General features: G+C 67.8%; 16 protein-coding genes and 1 pseudogene. 7 read left to right on the top strand and 10 right to left on the bottom strand.

Going from position 1 to position 21,283, the window contains the following annotated elements; genetic code table 11:
- Positions 1-4: 4 nt before the first annotated feature.
- The 6 genes and pseudogenes from ACQPW1_RS44430 to mftA form a co-directional block, all read right to left on the bottom strand.
- Positions 5-4,720: an amino acid adenylation domain-containing protein gene (locus tag ACQPW1_RS44430; RefSeq protein WP_433659589.1), complete on the bottom strand. Its 4,716-nt coding sequence runs from the start codon at positions 4,718-4,720 to the stop codon at positions 5-7.
- A 425-nt stretch (positions 4,721-5,145) separates the two neighbouring features.
- Entirely contained in the window at positions 5,146-6,507 is a 1,362-nt protein-coding gene (locus ACQPW1_RS44435) for a GAF domain-containing protein (RefSeq protein WP_433659590.1), read from the bottom strand.
- Between the two features lie 125 nt (positions 6,508-6,632).
- The gene (gene mftG, locus ACQPW1_RS44440) at positions 6,633-8,096 is read right to left on the bottom strand and encodes a mycofactocin dehydrogenase MftG (RefSeq protein ID WP_433659591.1); all 1,464 of its coding nucleotides are present in this window, start codon (positions 8,094-8,096) and stop codon (positions 6,633-6,635) included.
- A gap of 32 nt (positions 8,097-8,128) precedes the next feature.
- Positions 8,129-9,529 carry a mycofactocin biosynthesis glycosyltransferase MftF gene (gene mftF / locus ACQPW1_RS44445; protein ID WP_433659593.1) on the bottom strand — a complete coding sequence of 467 codons (1,401 nt, stop codon included), beginning with the start codon at positions 9,527-9,529 and terminating at the stop codon, positions 8,129-8,131.
- A 230-nt stretch (positions 9,530-9,759) separates the two neighbouring features.
- A complete protein-coding gene (gene mftC / locus ACQPW1_RS44450; RefSeq protein ID WP_433659595.1) occupies positions 9,760-11,313 on the bottom strand; it encodes a mycofactocin radical SAM maturase in 1,554 nt (517 codons plus the stop codon).
- A gap of 15 nt (positions 11,314-11,328) precedes the next feature.
- Positions 11,329-11,397: pseudogene (mftA, locus tag ACQPW1_RS44455) on the bottom strand (mycofactocin precursor MftA); the annotation flags it as partial.
- A 380-nt stretch (positions 11,398-11,777) separates the two neighbouring features.
- Here mftA and mftR2 point away from each other — a divergent pair.
- Positions 11,778-12,401 carry a mycofactocin system transcriptional regulator MftR2 gene (gene mftR2, locus ACQPW1_RS44460; RefSeq protein WP_433659596.1) on the top strand — a complete coding sequence of 208 codons (624 nt, stop codon included), beginning with the start codon at positions 11,778-11,780 and terminating at the stop codon, positions 12,399-12,401.
- An 86-nt stretch (positions 12,402-12,487) separates the two neighbouring features.
- Complete coding sequence (locus ACQPW1_RS44465) at positions 12,488-13,570, top strand: 2Fe-2S iron-sulfur cluster-binding protein (RefSeq protein WP_433665513.1); 1,083 nt, start codon at positions 12,488-12,490, stop codon at positions 13,568-13,570.
- Between the two features lie 87 nt (positions 13,571-13,657).
- Here the strand turns inward: ACQPW1_RS44465 and ACQPW1_RS44470 are convergent, their stop codons facing one another.
- The 3 genes from ACQPW1_RS44470 to ACQPW1_RS44480 all read right to left on the bottom strand — a co-directional run bounded on the left by ACQPW1_RS44470 (position 13,658) and on the right by ACQPW1_RS44480 (position 16,495).
- Positions 13,658-14,398, bottom strand: coding sequence for a DNA alkylation repair protein (locus ACQPW1_RS44470; protein WP_433659597.1), 741 nt, complete (start codon positions 14,396-14,398; stop codon positions 13,658-13,660).
- Positions 14,399-14,426: 28 nt separating this feature from the next.
- A complete protein-coding gene (locus ACQPW1_RS44475; RefSeq protein ID WP_433659599.1) occupies positions 14,427-15,188 on the bottom strand; it encodes a glutamate racemase in 762 nt (253 codons plus the stop codon).
- A gap of 128 nt (positions 15,189-15,316) precedes the next feature.
- Positions 15,317-16,495 carry an NAD(P)/FAD-dependent oxidoreductase gene (locus ACQPW1_RS44480; protein WP_433665514.1) on the bottom strand — a complete coding sequence of 393 codons (1,179 nt, stop codon included), beginning with the start codon at positions 16,493-16,495 and terminating at the stop codon, positions 15,317-15,319.
- A gap of 187 nt (positions 16,496-16,682) precedes the next feature.
- On the opposite strand from ACQPW1_RS44480, the gene ACQPW1_RS44485 reads away from it, so the two are divergent.
- The 3 genes from ACQPW1_RS44485 (at position 16,683) to ACQPW1_RS44495 (ending at position 18,834) form a co-directional block, all read left to right on the top strand.
- Positions 16,683-17,042, top strand: a complete 360-nt coding sequence (locus ACQPW1_RS44485; RefSeq protein ID WP_364723282.1) for an SPW repeat domain-containing protein — start codon at positions 16,683-16,685, stop codon at positions 17,040-17,042.
- Complete coding sequence (locus tag ACQPW1_RS44490; protein WP_433659602.1) at positions 17,042-17,707, top strand: TetR/AcrR family transcriptional regulator; 666 nt, start codon at positions 17,042-17,044, stop codon at positions 17,705-17,707. Before ACQPW1_RS44485 ends, ACQPW1_RS44490 begins: the two co-directional genes overlap by 1 nt.
- Before the next feature lie 170 nt (positions 17,708-17,877).
- Entirely contained in the window at positions 17,878-18,834 is a 957-nt protein-coding gene (locus ACQPW1_RS44495) for a hypothetical protein (RefSeq protein ID WP_433659603.1), read from the top strand.
- Between the two features lie 107 nt (positions 18,835-18,941).
- Here ACQPW1_RS44495 and ACQPW1_RS44500 read toward each other — a convergent pair whose 3' ends face one another.
- Complete coding sequence (locus ACQPW1_RS44500; protein WP_433659605.1) at positions 18,942-19,775, bottom strand: alpha/beta fold hydrolase; 834 nt, start codon at positions 19,773-19,775, stop codon at positions 18,942-18,944.
- 147 nt (positions 19,776-19,922) lie between these two features.
- On the opposite strand from ACQPW1_RS44500, the gene ACQPW1_RS44505 reads away from it, so the two are divergent.
- Together ACQPW1_RS44505 and ACQPW1_RS44510 are read left to right on the top strand one after the other, a co-directional pair.
- On the top strand, positions 19,923-20,591 hold the full coding sequence (locus ACQPW1_RS44505) for a hypothetical protein (RefSeq protein ID WP_433659607.1): 669 nt from the start codon (positions 19,923-19,925) through the stop codon (positions 20,589-20,591).
- An 85-nt stretch (positions 20,592-20,676) separates the two neighbouring features.
- Entirely contained in the window at positions 20,677-21,270 is a 594-nt protein-coding gene (locus tag ACQPW1_RS44510; RefSeq protein WP_433659609.1) for a DUF4232 domain-containing protein, read from the top strand.
- The last annotated feature ends 13 nt before the right edge of the window (positions 21,271-21,283 follow it).

The raw sequence follows: 21,283 nt of genomic DNA on the forward strand, positions 1-21,283 counted from the left end.
GCCGTCACTCGCGCGCCGAGTATCGCGCCCGCATTCGATGGCCTTGCGTGCCCCTGCGGCGTCGAGCAACGGCAGTTCGCCCACCGTGCTGTCGGTGTCGTCGATGATCGCCCGTAGAAAACGCACGAACCACTGCGCATAGTCGGCGATGGTGGATTCGTCGAATAGGTCCGTGGCGTAGGTGAATTCCGCCCGGATCCCCCGCCGGTGCCGAACCTTCCCTGAGTCCGGCACCGGCGAAGCTTTCCGTGACCGCCGAGCTTGCGGCAACCTCCGAGCTTCCGGTCACCGTGGAGCTCTCGGTCACCGCGAGCAGGAGGTCGAACTTGGTCACTCCGGTGTCCAGGGTACTAGTCAGCACCGACAAGTCGGGCAGTTCGAACGCGATTGCCTCGGCATTGTCGAAGGCGAGCATCACTTGGAACAGCGGATGCCGTGCTTGCGAGCGTGCCGGGTTGATGGCATCGACTAGCTGCTCGAACGGGAGTTCGGCGTGTCCGAGGGCGGCGAGGTCGACTTCGCGGACCCGGGCGAGCAGCGCCGAGAAGGGCGCGGCGGCATCGATCGGGGTCCGCAGCACCAGCGTGTTGACGAACATCCCGACGAGCTCGTCGAGCGCCCGGTCACCGCGCCCGGCGACCGGGGTCCCGATCACGATGTCGGTGCTGCCGGACAGCCGCGCCAGCAACGCCGCCAGCGCGGCGTGTAGCACCATGAACGTCGAAACACCTTGGGTGCGAGCGAGGTTTGCGATCCCCACATGCACCGAGCCGGGTAGCTCGAAGCCGAACATCGCACCACGCCCGGAGCTCACCGCGGGCCGTGGGCGGTCGGCGGGCAGGTCGAGTTGTTCCGGTGCGCCCGCTAGCGCCTCGGTCCAGAACGCCAACTGGTCGGGATAGGTGGATGATTCGAGCAGCTCCCGCTGCCAGAGGCTGTAGTCCGCGTACTGCACCGGCAGCGGCGCCCAGTCCGGCGCCGCACCGAGCTGCCGTGCGCCGTAGGCGATCATCACGTCACGGGCCAGCACCCGCAGCGAAAGGCCGTCGGCGGCAATGTGATGCAGCACCAGCGCCAACGCACAGCTGCCATCGTCGAGGACGAAGATTCGTGCCCTGATCGGGATCTCGCGTTCCAGATCGAAGCCGCGAGCCGCGAATTCGGCCAGCTCGGCGGCGAGTTCGTCCGCGCCGATCGATTCGGGCGCACCGCTCACTGCGGCGACCGACAACACCACCTGCCGTGCCGCGGCGCCGTTGGCGTCGCCGGGCAGCTGCGCGGGGAAGATCGTACGCAGCACCTCGTGCCTGCCGACGACATCGTCGAGCGCGCGCCGCAGCGCGGCGATATCGACCGCGCCGCGCAACCGCACCACGAACGGCATGTTGTAGGCCGCACCCGCCCGCTCGAATCGGTTCAGGAACCAGATCCGCTGCTGCGCGGGCGAAAGCGGAACCAGCGGCGGCCGTAGCCGCGCCCGCAGCTGCGCGACCACGGGCGCGCCGCCGGATCCACCCGCCCGCTCGAGGAGTTCGGCGAGATCGAACACCGTTGTGGCGGTGAACACCTCGCGAACCCGGAGCAGGCAGCCGAGGTCGGTGCCGAGCCGGGCGGCGACCTGGGTCGCCACCAAGCTGTTGCCACCGAGGGCGAAGAAGTCGTCGTCCCGGCCGACCCGCACGCGGCCGAGCACCTCGCCGAACACGCGCGCTACCGCCTGCTCGGTGGGCGTTCGCGGCGCGTGGTACTCCGTGCGGTGTCGCACGGGCGCGGGCAACGCGGATCGGTCCAGCTTGCCGGAGGCGTTGACCGGCAGCGCGTCGAGCACCAGGTACGTCGCGGGCACCATGTAGCCGGGCAGGGCGCGCACCGCGGCGGCGCGCAGCTGCGCGGAATGCACGGTCCCCGGCTCGGATTCGACCACATACGCTACGAGCTGCTCGCCGACCCCGGCGTCGTCGCGCAGCACGACCACGGCGCGCACCACCGAATCGACTGCGCCGAGCACTGATTCGATCTCGCCGAGTTCGATACGCAACCCGCGCAGCTTCACCTGGAAGTCGGTGCGGCCCAGGTATTCGAGCTGGCCACGGGTGGTCCAGCGGACCAGATCGCCGGTGCGATACAACCGGCCACCGGTCACCGACGCCCCGTCGAACGGATCGGCCACGAACCGCGCCGCGGTCAGGCCCGGCTGCGCCACATAACCCCGGGCGAGCTGTACCCCCGACAGATACAGCTCACCCGGCGCCCCGACCGGTACCGGCCGCAGCCGCGAATCGAGCACATAGAGCCGGGTATTGAACACCGGCGCGCCGATCGGCACCGAGAGGGTATCGGTGTCGATCACTTCATGAAAGGTGACGTCGACCGCCGCCTCGGTCGGACCATACAGATTGTGCAGCCTGGCGCCGGTCGACACCCGCAGCCGCTGGGCGGGCGAGGCAGGCAGCGCCTCACCGGAGGCGAACACCGTATGTAGCGACGTCCGGCGCGCGAAGTCGTGGTTCGCCAGGAACGCTTCGAGCATGGACGGCACGAAATGTGCTGTGGTGACGCGGTACTCGGCGATCACCGCGCGTAGGTAGGCGGGGTCGCGATGTCCGTCGGGGTGGGCGAGCACCAGCGTCGCGCCGATCTGCAACGGCCAGAAGAACTCCCACACCGAGACGTCGAACGTGGCCGGAGTCTTCTGCAAGACAACATCTTCGGTGCTCAGCCGGTAGGTAGCCTGCATCCAGACGAGCCGGTTCACGATCGCCTCGTGGGTGATCAGAACTCCCTTGGGCAACCCGGTGGAGCCCGAGGTGAAGATCACATACGCGGGGTGCTCCGGTCGCAGCGCGGCGGTTCGCTCGCAATCCCACACGCGACTCGTGGAATGGGTCTCGTCGAGTCGGTCGACGTACAGCACCGGCGTCTGGAAATCCGCAGATGCGGCGTCGTGTTCGGTGGTCAGCATGCAAGCCGGGCGGGCGGTGTCCAGGATGTGCGCGGTGCGCTCGGCCGGATGGTCCGGGTCCAGCGGCAGATAGGCGGCGCCCGCCGCGAGGATCGCGTATATCGCGACCACCAGCTCGGGTGAGCGCCGGATGTGCACCGCGACCGATGTCTCCGGTCCGACACCACGCGAGATCAGGTGCCGCGCCAATCGGTTGCTGCGCGCGGACAATTCGGCATAGGTCAGATCCGCCGCGCCTGCGTACCGGATGGCCACCGCGTCCGGGGTGCGCGCTGCCTGCGCCTCGAACATCGCGACCAGCGTGGCCGCGGGTGTGACGCCCGCGCACCGATCCGCCAGCACCGCGGCCACGTCGAAGGCGGTGGCATTCCAGATCCGCGTGCTGACCTCGAGCTCCAGCTCGGTCGCGACCGGCACCACGCTCAGCGGTGTGCCGACATCGGTGGCGAGCAACCGCGTCAGGTATCGGAGGAAACGCGCGTGGTGCCTGGCGATGTCGTCGGCGCTGTAGAGATTCGGGTTCGCCTCGAAATCCACGTGCACGCTGTCGCGTTCGCCGTAGTAGACGTTCAGGCTGAGATCTTCCACCGGACCGGTCGACAGCACGTGGTAGTAGCCGACCGTATCGCCGAGGGTGAGGTCGTTGCGGAACAGCATGATGTTGGCCAGCGGCCCGAACAGCGCCCGCCGCGCGGGCCGGCCGTCCTGCTCGAGATCGCGCCGGATGTCCTCGTGGCGGTAGCGCTGATGCCGCAGCGCGCCGGTCACCTCGACCCTGGTCGCCCGCAGCAGCGCACCCCAGGTGGTCGCGCCGACCGGCAGCCGCAGCGGCACGATGTTCGACAGCATGCCCGCCGACCGCCGCAGCGCCGCCGTGGTGCGCCCGGTGACCGGGAGGCTGAGTACCGCTTCGTCCCGGTCGGTCAGCCGGGCGAGATACCCGGCGAAGGCGGCGAGCAGCACCACCGCGGGCGTCGAATCCTGGTCGGCCGCAAGCATGTTCAGGCGTGCGACGAGGGCAGCGGGCAGCGGCCGACCGGCGATCAGATTGCTCGGCGCGCGCGGTGCGGTGCGTCCGTCGAGGCTGGTCGCGCCGTCCAGCCCGGCCACCCGCTCGGCCCAGTGCGTGCGGTCGGTCGTGTGGCGGGCGCTGGCTCGGTAGCCGAGTTCGCCGTCCACCAGGGCGGCCAGCGGGCTCGGCCGCACCGGCGCGGGTTCGGTACCGCGCAGCCGCGCGGTGTACCGCTCGGCGATCCGCATCATGTTGGTCAGCGCCCCGTAGCCGTCGAGCACGAGGTGATGGACCCGCAGATACCAGAAGTACCTGCGCTCACAGACCCGCAGCACCGCACCCGCGAAGAGGCGATCGGTCAGCAGGTCGACCGGTGTGCTCGCGTCGGTGCGCATCCATTCGTGCGCTGCGGCCACGGGATCGGGCTGGGTGCGCAAGTCGATCAGCGGAATGTCGATCGACAGCGCCGGGTCGACGCATTGCCAAGGCACGCCGCCGGATTCGCCGAGCCGCACGAGCACCGATTCGTACTCGCGGCCCGCCTCGGCCGAGACCTGCTGCAGCAGCTCGGCATCCAGCTCGCCGCGCACATCGACGTACTGCGCGATATTGATCGGCACGTCCGGATCGAGCAGCTGCGCGTACCAGATGCCCAGCTGTGCGGGGGTGAGCGGAAACGATTCGGGGGTCGCCGATTCGGCGACCTTCGGCGGCGCGCTGAATCCACCCAACTCCGTACCGTGCACCAGAGCCTCCTAGCTTGAAAAAACAGCTGGCCGAACGTTTTTGGGCAGCGCGAATAAGCCCCTGCGTCAGCGGGCCGAGCCCGGACACATGGCGTCGACCACCACAGGCGATTCGGTGAAAGCGCGTGACGCGAAGGCATCACCGCGCGTGATCCGACAGATTCCCGCCGTCGGCCTAACTCGTGCTCGTTCCTCCAACTTCACTGCCGCGCGGCGGGCGTCGCGGCTATGTCAGCTACATCACACGGGGGTGATCCGTGCATTGCGAACACTAGGCGCTCGGTTAATAAAAAGGAACTTTTTCCCTTAAAAACTTCTGGACGCTTGACCAGGGCGGCTACCAGGGCCGAAGCCTCCGGACAGAAGTATCTGCGCGACCTCGAAAGCGCCGCGTTTGTGAGCTACCACACGTTAGGAAGTGCAGACTATGAGCCGGAACGTTGCATCCACGTTGCATCGGCGCCGAGCCGCCGATCGAGCACCCGAATCTTGGCCTCGATCTGCGCATACAGGGGCGAATCACGATCGACTGTCGACCGGTAGGCGGCCCACGCGGCGGCGTCGTCGCGGCCCTCGGCGCCCGCCGTCCAGCGACGCAGCACGCCGGATTCCCCGGAACTCAATACCGCGGTGCGCAGTCGCACCCGCAACTCGTCCCGAATATCGATGATCCCCGGCGCGGCCGAGCGCGGCAGCACCGGTCCGGCGTAGAGCCGCAATGCCGCATCGACATCACCGGAGTCGAGCGCGGCGCGCAGCGCCTCCACATCGGTTGCGATATGGACACGCAAACGGTAAGGGCGCGAACCGAATACGGTCGGGCCGACCACGGCCCGCAGCCGGGACACGGCGGCGCGGATGGTGCCGTTGTCCAGATCCGTATCGTCGAGCAGCAGCGCGAGATGATCGGCGCCGAGCCCCTCCGGGTGTTCGGTGAGCAACAGCAGGATCTCGGCGTGCCGCTGCGACAACGGAACCCGGTCGCCCGCGACGCTCAGGTGCGGCTGCCCGAGACCGAGCACGTCCAGCCCCAACCGGTCCGCCGACGGTGCGTCCAGCGCGTGCCCACCCGACGAGCCGTGCCGGTTCGACCGCATCGCGGTCAGCAGCAGATCCATTTCCGCGGCGGTCGCGGTGGCCTTGACCAGTGCGAGAATCTCCGGCTGCGCGACGCGCACGCCACCGGCGATCATCAGCACGCCGACCAGCCTGCCGTCCGGATCATGCACCGGCGCAGCGGCTCCGGTGATCTGATGCATCCGCTGCAGGAAGTGTTCTGGGCCGTGGATCCAGGCGGCCCGGCCGGTGCGCACCACGAGACCGACCGCGTTCGTTCCGATGCGGCGTTCGCTCAGATCGTCGCCCGACCGCAGGCCGATCTCGGCGGCGGCGCCGACCTGATCCGGATTGCCGTGCACGGACAGCACGCGGCCGAACTGATCGGCGACCACGACGATCAAACCCGTTCTGGCGGTGTCCTGTACGAGGAGCTTGTCGATCAGCGGCATCAGCGTGGCGATCGGGTGCGCCTCGCGGTAGCGCAGCAGATCGGCGCCGCGCAGGCCGCGGCCGTCCAGCAGGTCCATCGGATCGACGCCGCCGCGCACACTGCGCAGCCAGGATTCGAGCACGGCAGGACGCAACAAACCGGCAAGCTGGGTGAGCTGATCGCCGCCCGCGCTAAGGTATCCGTGGGCCTGCGCGGCATAGGCCTCGAGCGCGCCGAGTTGCGTGCCGGGCTCGACGCCGTGCTGTGGGGGCCGCCCACCTGCAATGTTGCTGACCATTTGCCTTTCTTTCCTGCCCAAACTGTACCGGCGGTTATACCGCGGCACGGGCGGATGCCTGGGTTTGTCCGCCAGGTCACACCGGGTTTGTACCCCTTACAAATGTGACCTATCCATCTTCCACTTCACCGCCTCAGGTGGTCCGCGACGTTTTCCGCGATCATCACCGTCGTGGCCTGCGGGCCGCGGCTCAGCGGCACCGGGACGACGGAGAGATCCACCACCGACAAGCCGGTCAGACCGTGCACTCGGCACAACTCGTCCACCACCGCGCGATCGTCGTCCGCGGGGCCCATTCGGCAGGTACCGGACAGATGTTGCGAGGTAGCCAGATTCGCGTGCAGCCAGGCATCGGCGGCCCTCGGTGGCCCCGGCATCGGTTCGGTGCGCACGTGCGCGGGCATCCGTTGCAGCACCTCCGACGCCGTCTCGACAGCCGCACGCAGTCGGGTTCGATCGTGCTCGGCCGAGAGATATCGGTGCTCGATCATCGGCGGTATCGCGGGGTCGGCCGCGCGCAGCCGCAATACGCCCGCGGATTGTGGACGCATCAGGGCGACGCCGAGGTGCTGTACACCGGGCGTGAAAGCGACCGTGTACGGCCGGATTTCGATGTCGTCCAGCCCGAGCACGTATTCCATTGGGACGGTTGCTCGTTCGGGGGCGCCGAGTTGGTAGTCGAGACCGATCTCGGGGTGGTCGGTGAACCAGGCACCGACCGGTGCGGAGTGCACGACCGGGATACCAAGTGCCCGAAGATGTTCGGCGTTGCCTACGCCGGAACGCAGGAGCAGCGTGGCGGATTCGATCGCGCCCGCACTGAGCACGATGTGGTCGGCCCAGAGGGTTTCGGTCCCGTCGTCGTGCAGTACGTCGACACCGACCGCGCGAGGGCCGCGAAAACGAATGCGCACCACCGACGTATCGGCTTGAACGGTGAGGTTCGGTCTATCCAACACGGGCAGCAGGTATCCGGATGCCGTGCTGACCCGGTTGCCACCCTCGGTATTGCACGGCACCGGGCCTACGCCATCTACAGAACCCGAAACTTCGTTGAGATCAGGAATAGCCGGAAAGCCAACTGCTGCACAGGCAGTGGCGAACTGCTTGCTCAACGGAACCGGATTCATACTGCGGCGCACCGGAATAGGGCCTGATCGGCCGTGCCATGGACGATCGCCGAAGTCGACGTCACGCTCCGAACGGCAGTACGCGGGCAGCACCGAATCGAACGACCATGTCTTCGACGAACCCAGCTCGCGGCTCCATGCCGCGAAGTCGGCGGCGGTGGCCCGCGCGAAGTAACTGCCGTTGACCGCGCCGGACCCGCCGATCACCTTGCCGCGCACGATGTTTCCCGTGATCGCGACACCATCGTCGGCGAGGGTGACCGGATAGCGCCACAGCCATAGCGCGTCCGCGCCGACCGGCAGGCGGGTCGCGTCGAGCAGCTCCGCCGGAAATCCATCCGGTGCGAGCCACCTCGGTCCGGCTTCCAGCAGTCGCACGGTGTGGTCCGGATTCTCACTCAGCCGCGCCGCGAGCACGCAGCCCGCGGTACCGCCCCCGACGATGAGCGTGTCGGTCATCCGAACCTGTCCGATCAGTGTGACCGCGCCGATCAGTGTGACGGCGCAGTGGGTTTCAACGATTCCGGGCTGCGGGCGCGGAAGGCGCCGACCCAGAGGCCGGTGCCGTAGGCGATGTCGTCGAGCCGCTTGTATGCCACGTAGCGCACCGGATCGAGGCCACCGGCATCACGATGGGTGAACCAGTCGGCCAGCCCGTCCGCGACCGCCATGGTGATCGCGATACGCCGAATACGCCGCGACGCAAGCATCGCCAGCAACGTCACCGGCCAGTAATGCCTGCACATCGCCGAGGCCAGCCGCCACAGACCGGCGAAGAAACCGCGCGACAGGTAGATGGCGGCGATCCGCGTCGGGTTGTCCAGCTCGGCGAAGACCCGGCGTAGTCGGACCAGCGCGGTGACCAAGGTGATCACCCCGCCGATCAGTCCCCACTTCGACAGCGTGGCGAACAGGAACGCGGCCAGCATGGTCCAGGAGGGCAGCGACAGCGGCGAGACCATCCCGGGATGACGCTCGCCGAGCGGCGCTGCGCCCGTGCCGTAGAACATCTTTCGGCCGAACCAGGAGCGGAAGGAGACGCGGTGATCGTGCGCGACATGGGCGGCGGGCTCGTAGCGCAACCGCCAGCCCGCCTGCTCGAGCCGCCAGCACAGATCGACATCCTCGGCGACCAGCATCGACTCGTCGAAGCCGTCCTGTGCCAGCAGGGCCCGGCGGCGCACCAGCAGCGCGGCGCTCGGCACATACGAGACCAGCCCGTGCGACTGCACGGCGGCCTCGCGCCTGCCCAGGTCCAACGAGGAGCGGGTGTGCTCATAGCGGGCGAGGGCATTGGACTCCGGGTCCAGCGCGACGATCCTCGGGGCAACCAGCGCCACCTCCGGATCGCTGAAGTGTCCGAGCATCACCTCGAGCCAGCCGCTGCGCGGTACCACGTCGGAATCAAGAAACGCGACGAAGTCGGTTGTCGCGGCCTTCAATCCGGCGTTGCGCGCGGCGGCGGGGCCCTGCTTCTCGTCGTGCCGCAGCACCGTCACCCGGCAGCGGGTGCCCCGGTCGCGCGGGATCTGCACCGGTTGGTCCGAGCCGTCGTCGACCACGATGACGTTGTGCCCGCGCAGTGCCGCGAGCAACCGGGCGAGCCCGTCGGCGTTGTTGTGCAGCGGCACAATGACGGTGACGTCCTCGGGAGACGGCAGCAGCCGGGGACGCGGGTTGGCAACTCCGGAGTCGAGCAGCCGTCTGGCAACGGTCGCGGACTTCGGGCCGGTCACCTCGAGGTACCCGTCGCCGATCATCTCGGCGGCCTCCGGGGCAAGTCGCAGCAACCGGGCGGGCGAACCGCCGATCAGCACCCGCCCTCCGGAGTATGCGCGTACCCGTGGATCAATCCGCACCCCGAATCCGTCGGGCAGGCGATCATGGCGCATTCCTGGCATGCTAGGCGGAGATTCGCGCACAAGCATCATCAGCTCGGTTAAAAGGACAGAATTCCGCACGAAACCGTGCCGCGCGACCCACTGACACGTGTTGCGGCAGACGATGAAGCGCCGAGATTTGCTCGAATCCAGCATCCGGCAACGCGGCGGCAACCGGCCGGTCGGAACCGGGAGGTGGCCGCCGCGCGGCAATCAGCATCCGACTGGTTACTCCCATGACATCAGGCGAGCGGGTTCTCGTCGCAGGCCCGTGCCGGGGGACGAACAGGGGGAAATACGCTCGGGCGCGTCACGGACAGCGTCAGTGGCACCGGCGCGGGTTTGCGCGCACTCGTCCGCGGCGTCACCCGCCGGGAGTGATCGACCGACGAGCGCGGGATCAACCGCGCGGTGTCGGCCAGCGCGGCCTCGCCGTAACCCTGGACGCATTCCGGGTCCGGTCCGTCCGCGGGCAGGCCGGTGAAGAACTTGGCCGCCATACACCCGCCGCGGCACGAGTCGTAGTGACTGCACGACGCGCACGCGCCTCCGCCGCTCGGCTCACGCAGTTCGGCGAACAGCTCCGACTCGTGCCACACCGTGCGAAAACCACCGTCCGACACCACATTTCCGGCACGGAACCGATCATGGATGGCGAACGGGCAGGCATACACGTCGCCGAGTGGATCGACCAGACAGACCACCCGGCCAGCGCCGCACATGTTCAAACCGGGCAGCGCCTGACCGAACGCGGACAGGTGGAAGAACGAGTCACCGGTGAGCACGCCGTCGCCGTTGCGCACCAGCCAGTCGTAGAGCACCCGCTGCTGATCCTGGGTCGGATGCAGGTCGTCCCACACGTCCGCGCCGCGCCCGGACGGGCGCAGCCTGGTCAATCGCAAGGTGGCGCCGTACTTTTCGGCGATCGCCCGGAACTCGTCGAGCTGACCGATGTTGTGCCTGGTCGCCACGACGGACACCTTTGCGTCGCGGAAGCCCGCTGCCGCAAGGTTTTCCAGTGCGCGGATGGCCATGTCGTAGGAGCCGGGGCCGCGCACCGCGTCGTTCACCGCGGCGTCGGCGCCGTCCAGCGAAATCTGTACGTCGACATAGTCACTCGCGGCCAGCCGTGCGGCGACCTCCGGTGTGATCCGAACTCCGTTGGTGGAGAACTTCACTCCGACGTGATGTTCGGTCGCGTAATCGACCAGCTCCCAGAAGTCCGGGCGCACCGTCGGTTCGCCGCCGCCGATGTTCACGTAGAAGATCTGCATGCGCTCGAACTCGTCGATCAGCGCCTTGCACTGTTCGGTGCTCAGCTCCCGCGGATCGCGGCGACCGGACGAGGACAGGCAGTGCACACAGGACAGGTTGCAGGCGTAGGTGAGTTCCCAGGTGAGGCAAATCGGTGCGGCCAAGCCGGTTTCGAAGCGATCGACCAGGCGCACCGCCGCGTCGGACGACGGGACCACCCCCGTCGCCGACGCCGCCGGAGCCGCACGTACGGCGGCGGGCGCCAGCGGAGCATCGGCCGGCGCACCGACGATCATGTCGGAATCGACCAGCTGTGTCAGCGCTTTCACGTACTGCGCGGCATTCGCGTCGGTAATGCCCGCCGCCCGCATGGCCGTGCGGGCCGAGGTGTGCTCCGGCAGCGACCGCACGATCTCGACGATCCGCGGACTCTTCAGGAAGGAGAGCTTGCGGGTGCCGAAGTGGTAGAGCAGCGCACCGAACGGTTCCGGCCGCAGGGCCACCCGCGGATGTAGCTGCCATCGGGTATCGAGATCGAGCATGGTCTCCACCGCCTGTCAGTAAACGCCGCACATGCCGTCGATGGACACCTCTTCGATGAGGGTCTCCTCGATCAGCGGTGCGGCGTCGTCGTGCGCCTCGACTGTGCCGACCGGTCCCGAGTGGTCGGTGTCGGTGTGTCCGTTGGATCCGTAATCCGGCATCTCTACCTCCGAGCGAGCGATCCGTGGCCACGGCCACCCCGATGGTGGCCGCGATCACACGATAACGTCATTCGCTGACAAAATGGAACCTGTTCCTCCGCGAATACTTGCTCAAGGCCCACAAAGACGGCCCTCCTGATGCTCGGCCGGATCGAATATCCCTGGTCGATGGTTCCGCCCAGTCGTACGCAGACCGAACCGGCGACAACTGCGCCCTCTAGACTTCGGATGGAAAGCAGCTGAACAGGACGTGACGGGCGACACGCGCCCGCGGTGGTAGAGGTGGCATGGGAGTCGGACGAATGCAGGCGAGCGGAGGCGGCAATACCCTGTCGGAGTCCGAGATCGTCGAGGCCGCGCTGCGGGTGGTCCGCGAAGACGGGGTAGAGAAGTTGTCGATGCGACGACTCTCCCGCGAACTCGGCGTCTCGCCGATGGCGCCGTACTACTACGTCGCAGACAAGCGCGAGCTGCTCGACCTGGTCGCCACCGCCGCGCTGACCGGAGTGCGCACGCCACCACTGGAATCCGGCCCGTGGCAGCGCAGGCTGCGCGACCTGATCGACCAGATCGACGACAAGCTGCGCAAGCACCCCGGCCTCGGCGACGTACTGATCGAGCAGATGCTCGGCAAGCAGCTCGACCTGATCGCGGCCATCATGGAGATCCTGTTCGAGGCGGGCTTCACCGACCGCAACGTGCTCGCCGCGTACGCGACGATCCACACCTACCTGTTCGGCCGCAGCCGGGTGAACCCGCGCGATCGCGCGCCACTCTCGGACGTCGCACTGCCCGACACGGTCGAGCGCGCCACCAAATACATGGCGGACCTGCGCGGCAAGTACGCCTACGACTTCGGCATGGAGGTGCTGATCTCCGGTCTGGAAGCTCAGCTTGTCCGGCAGCCGGAGTCCGACGTACGATAAAAACTGCAACACGTTCTAGTTTTGGCGCGGTGCAGCGCCCGTGCCTGGTTCGAGAGGACGAAATGGAAGCATCGCGTAGCGATCCGATGAGGGGCGGCGGTCGGGTGGCGGGTGGGCCCACAGTCGAGGTTCCACACGGCTCGCGTTCAGTGGTACTGCGGGTAGCCGCGGTCATCACCGAAACGACCGATACCTGCTCGCTGGTCTTCGACGTCCCCGACGAGTTGACCGAGCGCTTCCGCTACCAGCCGGGCCAGTTTCTCACGTTACGCATCCCCAGCGAGCGGACCGGCTCGGTGGCGCGCTGCTATTCGCTGGCCAGCTCGCCGTTCACCGACGGTCAGCCGAAGGTCACCGTCAAGCGGACAGCGGAAGGCTACGGCTCGAACTGGTTGTGCGACAACCTGAAAGCGGGCGACTCGCTCGAAGTACTGCCGCCCTCAGGCGTTTTCACGCCCAAGGATCTGGACGCGGATCTGCTGCTGTTCGGCGCGGGCAGCGGTATCACGCCGGTGATGTCGATCCTGAAGTCGGCGCTGGCGCGCGGCAACGGCCGAATCGTGTTGGTGTACGCCAATCGTGACCACGAATCGGTGATCTTCGCCGCAGAGCTGCGCGAGCTCGCGGACAAGCATCCGCAGCGGCTGACCGTGATCCACTGGCTCGAATACCTGCAGGGACTGCCGACCGCCGACGCGCTGGCCACCCTGGTGGCCCCATATCAGGCCTACGAAGCGTTCATGTGCGGGCCCAAGCCGTTCATGGATCGGGTGCACGACGCGCTCGGTCAGCTCGGCGTGCCGCGCTCACGCACGCACGCCGAGGTGTTCAATTCCCTTGCCGGAGACCCGTTCGCGGATCAGGCGCCGGTCGCGGTGTCCGACGAGGAGGCGGCCGGGGCGGCGACGGTCGAGGTCGAACTCGACGGCGAGGTGCACGAGCTGAAGTGGCCGCGCAAGCAGACGCTGGTGGACATCATGCTGGCCAAGGGTCTCGACGTGCCGTACTCCTGCCAGGAGGGCGAGTGCGGTTCGTGCGCGTGCACGGTGCTCGAGGGCAAGGTCGAGATGGACAATGCCGAGATCCTCGACCCGGAGGACATCGAGAACGGTTATATCCTCGGCTGCCAGGCACATCCGGTGACGGATCACCTCAAGATCCAGTTCTGATTGCCGCTCGCGCGCACCGGTTCGCCTGCCGCGCACGGAATTGCTGAACGAATCGTGCGCGAGAAGAGAGTTCGTGCGCGGGGTGCGTTACTGCGCGCGGTAGTAGGCGCGGAGTTCGGGGGCGAGGTGTTCGGTGGCGTAGCTCAGGGCGGTGCGGCCCAGGTCGGCCGCGTGCTTGTCGAGGAAGCCGGTCAGCAGTCGCTGATCGACGCGTTTGCCGACCTCGCGCAGCATCCAGCCGAGGGCCTTCTGGATGAGGTCGCGGCGGTCGTCGAGCAGCAGCTCGGACAGCTCGAAAGTGGTTGTGGCGTCACCGGATTTGATGAACGCGAAGGTGGACAGCAGCGCAACGCGGCGCTCCCACAGCGAATCCGCTCGGGCCAGCTCGAACAGCAGGTCGCGGGGTTTGTCCAATAGCCATGGGCCGATGATGTTTTCGGCGGACACATCGACCAGGTCCCAGTTGTTCACCCGGCCACGGCGCACGGCGGCCAGATAGCGATCCACCATTTCCGCGCGGGCCGCGTCATCGAAGGTGTTCGGCTTGGACGCCTTGGCGAACCTGGCATTGAGGATGACCAGCCCGGCCAGTCGGTCCTCGTGCACGGCACTGTCCAGCAGCGCGTCGATTTCGTCGAGCGGCAGTGCCGCAAAGCCTTTCGCGATGCCGCGGGTGGCAGGCACGCGCACGCCGATGAAGACGTCGCCCTCGCCGTACTCCCCCGGCCCGGTCTTGAAGAACCGTTGCAGATGGATCGCGTCCGCGGGACTCGCGACCGCGCGCAGGGCGGCCTGGACGTTCGTGGCGGTGGGCGTGAGCTCGGTCATCGCACGAATTCCCTTCGGACGCGGGACTTCACTCCTGGGCGCCGAGGATTCGGCCGGATTCGAAGCTGGCGGCGCTGGCGGGCAGCGCGCCCGGTCGTCCGCTGTTGCGCACGATCACCTCACCGTTGCCCGGGGTGGGTCGGCCGAGCGCGTCCATGCGCCGAATGGTTTGTGCGGCAACGGCTTGCGCGCTGTCGAAGAGGCGGACACCGTCGGGCAGGGCGGCGACGATGGAGTCGATCACCAGGGGGTAGTGGGTACAGCCGAGGACCACGCCTTCGACGTCGTCGGGGGTCTGTTCCACGGCGCGTGCGATGGATTCGCGGGCCGCGACCAGGTCGCCTCGATCGATCGAGTCCGCGAGACCGTGGCAGGCGACGCCGACCACGTCCGCGTCGCCGCCGAACTTGGCGATCAGATCCGCCTGGTATCGGCTGGCGGTGGTTGCGGCGGTCGCCCAGACCGCCACCGAGCGGCAGACGGCGGCCGCGGGTTTGATCGCCGGGACGGTGCCGATGACCGGCACATCAGGGCCGACCTCCACGCGCACATGTTCCAGCGCGGTGACGCTGGCGGTGTTGCACGGAATCACGATCACCTCCGCACCCAACTCGATCGAGGTGCGGGCGGTTTCGACCACGCGGTTGATCGTCCACCGGTCCGGCTTCGGTCCCCACGGTGCGCCGTCGGGGTCCAATTGCAGCAGCAGATCCACGTCCGGCCGCAGCTTGCGCAGCCAAGCGGATGTGGGCAGCAGCCCGAGACCCGAATCGATGAGCGCGACGATCACAGGGACAACCGTATTACAGTGCCCCGACGCGATATGCGCGGCAGCGGCCGGACCGGCCAAGGCGGCCCGCCGCGCGACGCCGCACCGCGGGCCGACCAGGCGTGATCCGGCCACGGCGAAGGACGAACTCAGCTGGGGGTAAGCAGTTCCGACACCGGAGCGCCCGCGGCGATCTTGGCCCTGGTCTTCATCACCCCGGCCGTCATGCCCGCGCCGACGACGCCGGTGAGCTTGCCGTCCTGCGCGTAGTAGGCGAGGAACTTGCGGCCGTCGTCGACGACGAGGTGCACCTCGTCGGTGGCGCTCGGCGTGCCGAGGGCCTGGATCTTCACGTCGTACTGGTCGCTCCAGAAGTACGGGACCCTGGCCGCGGTCGGCGGGGCGGCGCCGAGCAGGGCACAGGCCACCAGGCGGGCCTGTTCGCCCGCGTTGGTCCAGTGTTCGACGCGCTTGCGGTGGCCGGTCTGGTGCAGCCAGGCGGCGACGTCGCCGACCGCCCAGACCCGTTCGGCGGACGTGCGACCCACCTCGTCGGCCACTACCCCGCCGCCTGCCGCCGGGTCGGCGAGGGTGATGCCGGAGTCGGTGAGCCATTCAGTGACGGGGCGTGAGCCGATGCCGATCACCACCAGGTCGGCGGCGACCTCGGAGCCGTCGGCGAGGAGGGCGCCGCGCACCCGGTCGCCATCGGCCAGCAGGGTGTCCAGGCCGATGCCGCAGCGCAGGTCGACGCCTTCATCGCGGTGCAGTCTGGCGACCAATGCGCCGACCTGTTCGCCGAGGACCGAGGCGAGCGGGGTCGGCTGGGGCTCGACCAGCACCACCGCAACGCCGCGGGTACGGAAGCTGGCCGCGAGCTCGCAGCCGATGAAGCCGGCGCCGACCACGAGTGCCGTTGTGGCCTCGGCCAATTCGGCGCGTAGCGCGGAGGCGTCGGCGTGGCCGCGCAGCACGTGCACGCCCTTCAGGTCGGGCAGGCCGGGCAATCGGCGCGGGCGCAGGCCCGTCGCGATGATCAGCTGGTCGTAGTCGAGGGTCGAGTCGTCGGCGAGGAGTAGCCGGTGTGCCGCGGTGTCGACGCCGGTCGCCGCGGTGTCGAGCCGCAGGTCGATCTGCTTCTCGTCGAAGAACTCGGCGGGACGCAAGGTGGTGTCGTCGGTTTCGCCGCGCACGAACTGCTTGGACAGCGGCGGCCGGTCGTACGGCAACCGGGGCTCGTCGCCGAGCAGAATCAGCGCGCCCTCGTAGCCGGCGCGGCGCAGTTCCTCGGCGGTGCGCAGACCGGCGAGCCCGGCGCCGACGATCACGATCGGCGCGGAATCTGTTGCTGAAGGTGCCACGCAGCTCACCCTAACGTCCGCTTGGTTCGGTGCCCGAGTGAGCCCGATCACTCGATATTCGCCGTGCAATCGTAGCCGTTCCGATATTGATCGGGCGGTCAATCAGGTCTATACCGAAGACAGGACACATTCCTGAGCCCATAGGAGGCACACCATGTTCACCGAAAGTCGCGCACAGGACTTCCTGGCAGTAGTGCTCGGAGTCTTCGCCGCGCTGTCACCCCTGTGGTTGGAGACCACCGACAAGGCGATGTGGTCACTGGTCGTGCTCGGCGTGCTCATCGCGCTCACCGGCCTCGCGCAGATGTACCGGCCCGCACTCGGCGCGAACGCCGATTACGCGATGGGTCTGTTCGGCGTATTGCTGTTCATTTCCCCCTGGGCGATGGACTTCACCGATTACCGCGGCGCATCCTGGACCGCATGGGTAGTCGGGGTAGTGACGGCGGTGGTCGCGGTAGCGGCGCTGCCGACGGTGTCGGGACGTCTGCACGGCGCGGCGACACACCACTGATGCAGATGCCGAAACCCGGTCGCCGGGCAGCAGCCCAGCGACCGGGGAAGGAACCGAGGGCCGGGCGTCGGCGTAGCGCGAAGGTGGACGGCGACGCCCGGCAACTCATCCTGGACGCCGCCGAAAAACTTTTCGCGGCACAGGGATTCGACGCCACCGCGACGGCCGCCATCGCAGGCGCGGCCGAGGTGCCGAAAGGGCTTGTCTTCTATTACTTCCCGACCAAGGATTCGATCCTGTCGGCGCTGATGGACGAACGGGTGCCCGCACATCCGATCGACGACATCGACACCGTGGTCGCCCCCGGCGATCCGGCCGCCAGCCTGGTCGCCCTCGATGCCGCGCTCAACCTGCGCGACCACCACTCCTCGGTACTGCGGGTGATCATGTGGCGCGAGGCCGACACCCATCCCGACGTACGTCGCCAATTACGCCAGCTGCGTGATCAATTGCTGGATGTCACCGCGCGCGTACTGCAGGCGAGCGCAACAGTGCCGGTCCGCCCCGGCACCCTGCGCGCCTGCGCCGCCGCCTGGGTCTCCGCCATGTTCGCCATCGCGAGCACCGACCGGCTGCACGCCCTGGACGGCGTGCCCATACCCACCGCCGACGACCTCCTCAACGTCGCCCAGGTGGTCGCCGCGGGAATGACCCAGCTCGGCTGACACTTCGCACAGCACGTTGGTCCTTCGCATAGTTATTGGGTGATTGAGCCGTGTGTGAAGGGCGGCCTCGGTGTGCGAAGGCGGGCGGAGAGTTATCCACAGGGTGCGTGTTGTCCACAATCGGTGCGCGAGGGGTGTTGGTGTGTTCGGAGGTCGGCGACGATCGGGGGATGGAAGGACCGCAACTGATTTCGCGCCAGCAGGCCTTGGCCTGCGGCATGTCCGATACGGATCTGCGCAGGTTGTGCCATGCCGGTACATGGCAACGGGTGCGGACGGGGCGCTATTTGCGAGCGCCACAACCGGGGCTCACTCCGGCGGGTCGCCATCTGCTGCTGGCCCTCGCGACAAGCGAGGCAATGTCCGACGCGGCGGTGGCGAGCCATTGCTCGGCGGTGGTGATCCATGGCGGCCCGGCGTGGGCTCTGCCGCTCGACCGTGTGCACATGACGCGCGACAGGATCAACGGCGGACGCAAGAGTAAGCAGCTCGTCGTCCACTCGTCGCGTATGGAACCGGATGAGATCACCATCGTGAACGGTATTCGGGTGACCACCCCGGCTCGGACGGTCATCGATATCGCGCGCACGGAGGGCTTCGAGCAATCCGTCGCTGTCGCCGATGCCTTCCTACGCCAAGGGCTGACCACAGCCGCCGAATTGCGTGCGCACCTGCTGAGGGCGCGGTATCGACCAGGATGCCGGAAGGCGGCTCAGGTTGTCTCCTTCGCGGATGGTCGCAGCGAAAGCGTTGGCGAGTCCCGCAGCCGGATAGCCATTCATCGCGGTGGGTTGCCCGGAGCCGAGCTGCAGGCCCGCGTCTTCACCGATGACGGAGTCTGCGTTGGCCGAGTCGACTTCCTGTTCGCCGAACTCGGGGTGGTGGGTGAATTCGACGGGAAGGTCAAGTACCAGAGCGAGTTACGACGTGCGCGCACACCAGAGCAGGTGGTGATCGCGGAAAAGATCCGCGAAGACAGGTTACGCGCGCTGGGCTGGATGGTCGTCCGCTGGACCTGGGACGACCTGGACAACCCCGCCCAGCTGATCCGACGCATCCGCTCCGCCGCCGAGGTCGCGACGCAGGCCAGCCGCCGCGGATGCTGGACACCGACGCCGCCAATCTGAACTTCGCACAGCTGGTTTGCCCTTCACACAGCTGGTACCGGTTCGAAGCGTGTGTGAAAGGCAAAGCGGGTGTGCGAAGTGCGGGTGTGCCCGCCGAGCGCGAACGGTTAGCGGGTGAGGGGGGTGGCTGCGGTGAGGAATTCGGTGACGTCGGGGGCGAAGCGGGCGTGCTTCGGGACGCCCATGTGGCTGGTGCCGGGGTAGATGAGCAGGCGGGAGTTGGGGATGTTGTCGGCGGTGTAGCGGAAGTTCTCGGTGCTGTAGCCCGCGTCGCGTTCGCCGCCGATGACGAGGGTCGGGGCGGTGATCTGGCCGAGGCGGTCGGACAGGTCGAAGGCGTCTTCGGCACGGAGGAAGGCGAGGGTGTCCGCGGGGTTCTTCGGGCGGGCGAGTGGGTCGATCAACCACATGGCGGCACCGGCGACACGGGCCAGCACTGGCGACGAGATGGTGGTCGAGGCCATGAGGTGCAAGGCGCGGCGACCCTCGAACGCCGCTTCGCCGTAGCGGATCTGGCTTTCCTTGGCGAGGGGATCGAGTCGGTAGCCGGAGGAGGCGATGACCAAGCGGCGGACGGCGGACGGATAGTCGGCCGCGAGTTGCAGTGCTATCGATCCGCCCGACGAGACGCCGAGCACGTCCACCGGTGCACCGAACTCGGCTGACAGCGCGTCCGCGTGCTCGGTGGCGATGTCGGCCATCGTGGTGCCCTCGGCCATCCCCGGCGCCCGGCCTACGGCGTAGACGCGGAAGTGCCGGGCCAGCGGTGCCAGCATCTTGATCTCGGACTCCCGCATCCACCCGCGCGGATTCGCGTGGTCCGGGGTGAACCAGCGCAGGAACACCAGCGGCCGTCCGGCACCCATCGCCAGGTACGGCATCCCGTGCCGCAGCGCCCCTGAGGTCACGTCGAGTTCGGCGGCGAGGCTGGACTTACTCATGTGTTCTCCGAATCGTCTGGTCGTGTTCTCGTTTCCGACGCTAACGGAGTGGTCCGCCGCTGCGCGATAACCTCGGAGGTCATGGAATCACCTCGCGACCGAACCACCACCGGATTACGTTGCGACACAACGACTAGTGTTGTGACCATGCGAATCGCGGCACTCGCTGCCTTAATCCTGGCGCTGAGCGCCTGCTCCCAATCCACCTCGGGTCGGCCACAGCCCTCCCCGGACCAACCGCCGGTGACGTCGATCTCGACGCCTGCCTCCTCGACCCCGCAGAGTCCGGAGAGTCAGCTGAAGGACCGGATCAGTTGGGCGCAGGCGGGCAACGCGGTCGATGCGAGCCATTACCATTCCGCGAGCACCGGCTCCGGGGCCGCCGCCGACTTGAAAAGCGATGTCGCCTTCGTCAGCCCCTCCGGAAAGATCAGCTGCATCACCGGAACCGAGTACCAGATCGACGGCCTCGTCTGCGTCGTCAAACTGAAGAACCCGATCCCGAAACCCGGCGACGGCTTCGGAAACTGGGACGGCGGCTACGTCGACTACTCGGGCCAGCACCTGTCGGTCGGCCAATTCCGTGGCGACCCAGGCCTTTTCATTCACGGCGACGGGCAGACGCTGCCGTACGACAGCAAGCTGACCTTCGGCAACTACGTCTGCCGCATCGCGACCAGCGGCCTGACCTGCGTCAACCCATCCACCAGGACCGGCGTGCAGATGAGTGACGACGGCATCGTCCCCTTCGGCTGCCTCGCGGAAGTCCCGGAATCGAAGCGGGAGCCGTCGATCGGCCGAGCCTTCAGCTGCTGAGCGACGCTCCGCCGAATCCAACGGACACGCCTCGGCGGCAAGGCATTCCATCGAGAACCACGCCGGACGGGGCTAGTGTTGCCGCATGCGCGGCACAGCACTGGTCATCCTCGCTGCGACACTGCCACTGGCCGCATGCGGCGGTTCTACGCCGGAACCAGCGGCCACCACCGCACCCGCGGCAACGCCCAGCCAGCAGACCTCGCCGGTCCCGAGCAAGCCGACAACACCGGGCACTACCGCGCCCACTGACGTACCGGCCTGCGCCCCTGCCAATCTCACCGTGTCCCTAGGCCGACGCGATGGCGCGGCAGGCTCCATCTACGTACCCATCGTCTTCACGAACACCGGCCCCACCCCCTGCTCGCTGTCCGGCTACCCAGGCGTCTCCCTCGCCGCCGGTTCCCCACCGACCCCACTCGGCCCGGAAGCCGAACCCGCCACCGGCTCCGCCACCCCCCAACCGGTCGCCCTCGCCCCGACCGAAGCAGCCCACGCCACCCTGCACTACTCCCAAGCAGGCAACTACGACTGCGACCGCACCCCAGCCCAATCCCTACTGATCCACGCCCCAAACCAATCGCCCCCGGTCACCCAACCCTTCGCCGCAGACGCCTGCACCAAACCCGCCTACCTCCTGCTGCACGTCGACTACATCAAACCCGGCAAGGAGAACTAGCCTCGTGACAACG

Source organism: Nocardia sp. CA-128927, from assembly GCF_050955855.1.
Lineage (GTDB): Bacteria > Actinomycetota > Actinomycetes > Mycobacteriales > Mycobacteriaceae > Nocardia.

Bases quoted from the DNA above. Each gene is read 5' to 3' on its own strand.
- ACQPW1_RS44435 (WP_433659590.1), bottom strand. From the start codon at position 6,507: ATGGTCAGCAACATTGCAGGTGGGCGGCCCCCACAGCACGGCGTCGAG.
- mftG (WP_433659591.1), bottom strand. From the start codon at position 8,096: ATGACCGACACGCTCATCGTCGGGGGCGGTACCGCGGGCTGCGTGCTC.
- mftF (WP_433659593.1), bottom strand. From the start codon at position 9,529: ATGCGCCATGATCGCCTGCCCGACGGATTCGGGGTGCGGATTGATCCA.
- mftC (WP_433659595.1), bottom strand. From the start codon at position 11,313: ATGCTCGATCTCGATACCCGATGGCAGCTACATCCGCGGGTGGCCCTG.
- mftR2 (WP_433659596.1), top strand. From the start codon at position 11,778: ATGCAGGCGAGCGGAGGCGGCAATACCCTGTCGGAGTCCGAGATCGTC.
- ACQPW1_RS44465 (WP_433665513.1), top strand. From the start codon at position 12,488: ATGAGGGGCGGCGGTCGGGTGGCGGGTGGGCCCACAGTCGAGGTTCCA.
- ACQPW1_RS44470 (WP_433659597.1), bottom strand. From the start codon at position 14,398: ATGACCGAGCTCACGCCCACCGCCACGAACGTCCAGGCCGCCCTGCGC.
- ACQPW1_RS44485 (WP_364723282.1), top strand. From the start codon at position 16,683: ATGTTCACCGAAAGTCGCGCACAGGACTTCCTGGCAGTAGTGCTCGGA.
- ACQPW1_RS44490 (WP_433659602.1), top strand. From the start codon at position 17,042: ATGCAGATGCCGAAACCCGGTCGCCGGGCAGCAGCCCAGCGACCGGGG.
- ACQPW1_RS44495 (WP_433659603.1), top strand. From the start codon at position 17,878: ATGGAAGGACCGCAACTGATTTCGCGCCAGCAGGCCTTGGCCTGCGGC.
- ACQPW1_RS44500 (WP_433659605.1), bottom strand. From the start codon at position 19,775: ATGAGTAAGTCCAGCCTCGCCGCCGAACTCGACGTGACCTCAGGGGCG.
- ACQPW1_RS44505 (WP_433659607.1), top strand. From the start codon at position 19,923: ATGCGAATCGCGGCACTCGCTGCCTTAATCCTGGCGCTGAGCGCCTGC.
- ACQPW1_RS44510 (WP_433659609.1), top strand. From the start codon at position 20,677: ATGCGCGGCACAGCACTGGTCATCCTCGCTGCGACACTGCCACTGGCC.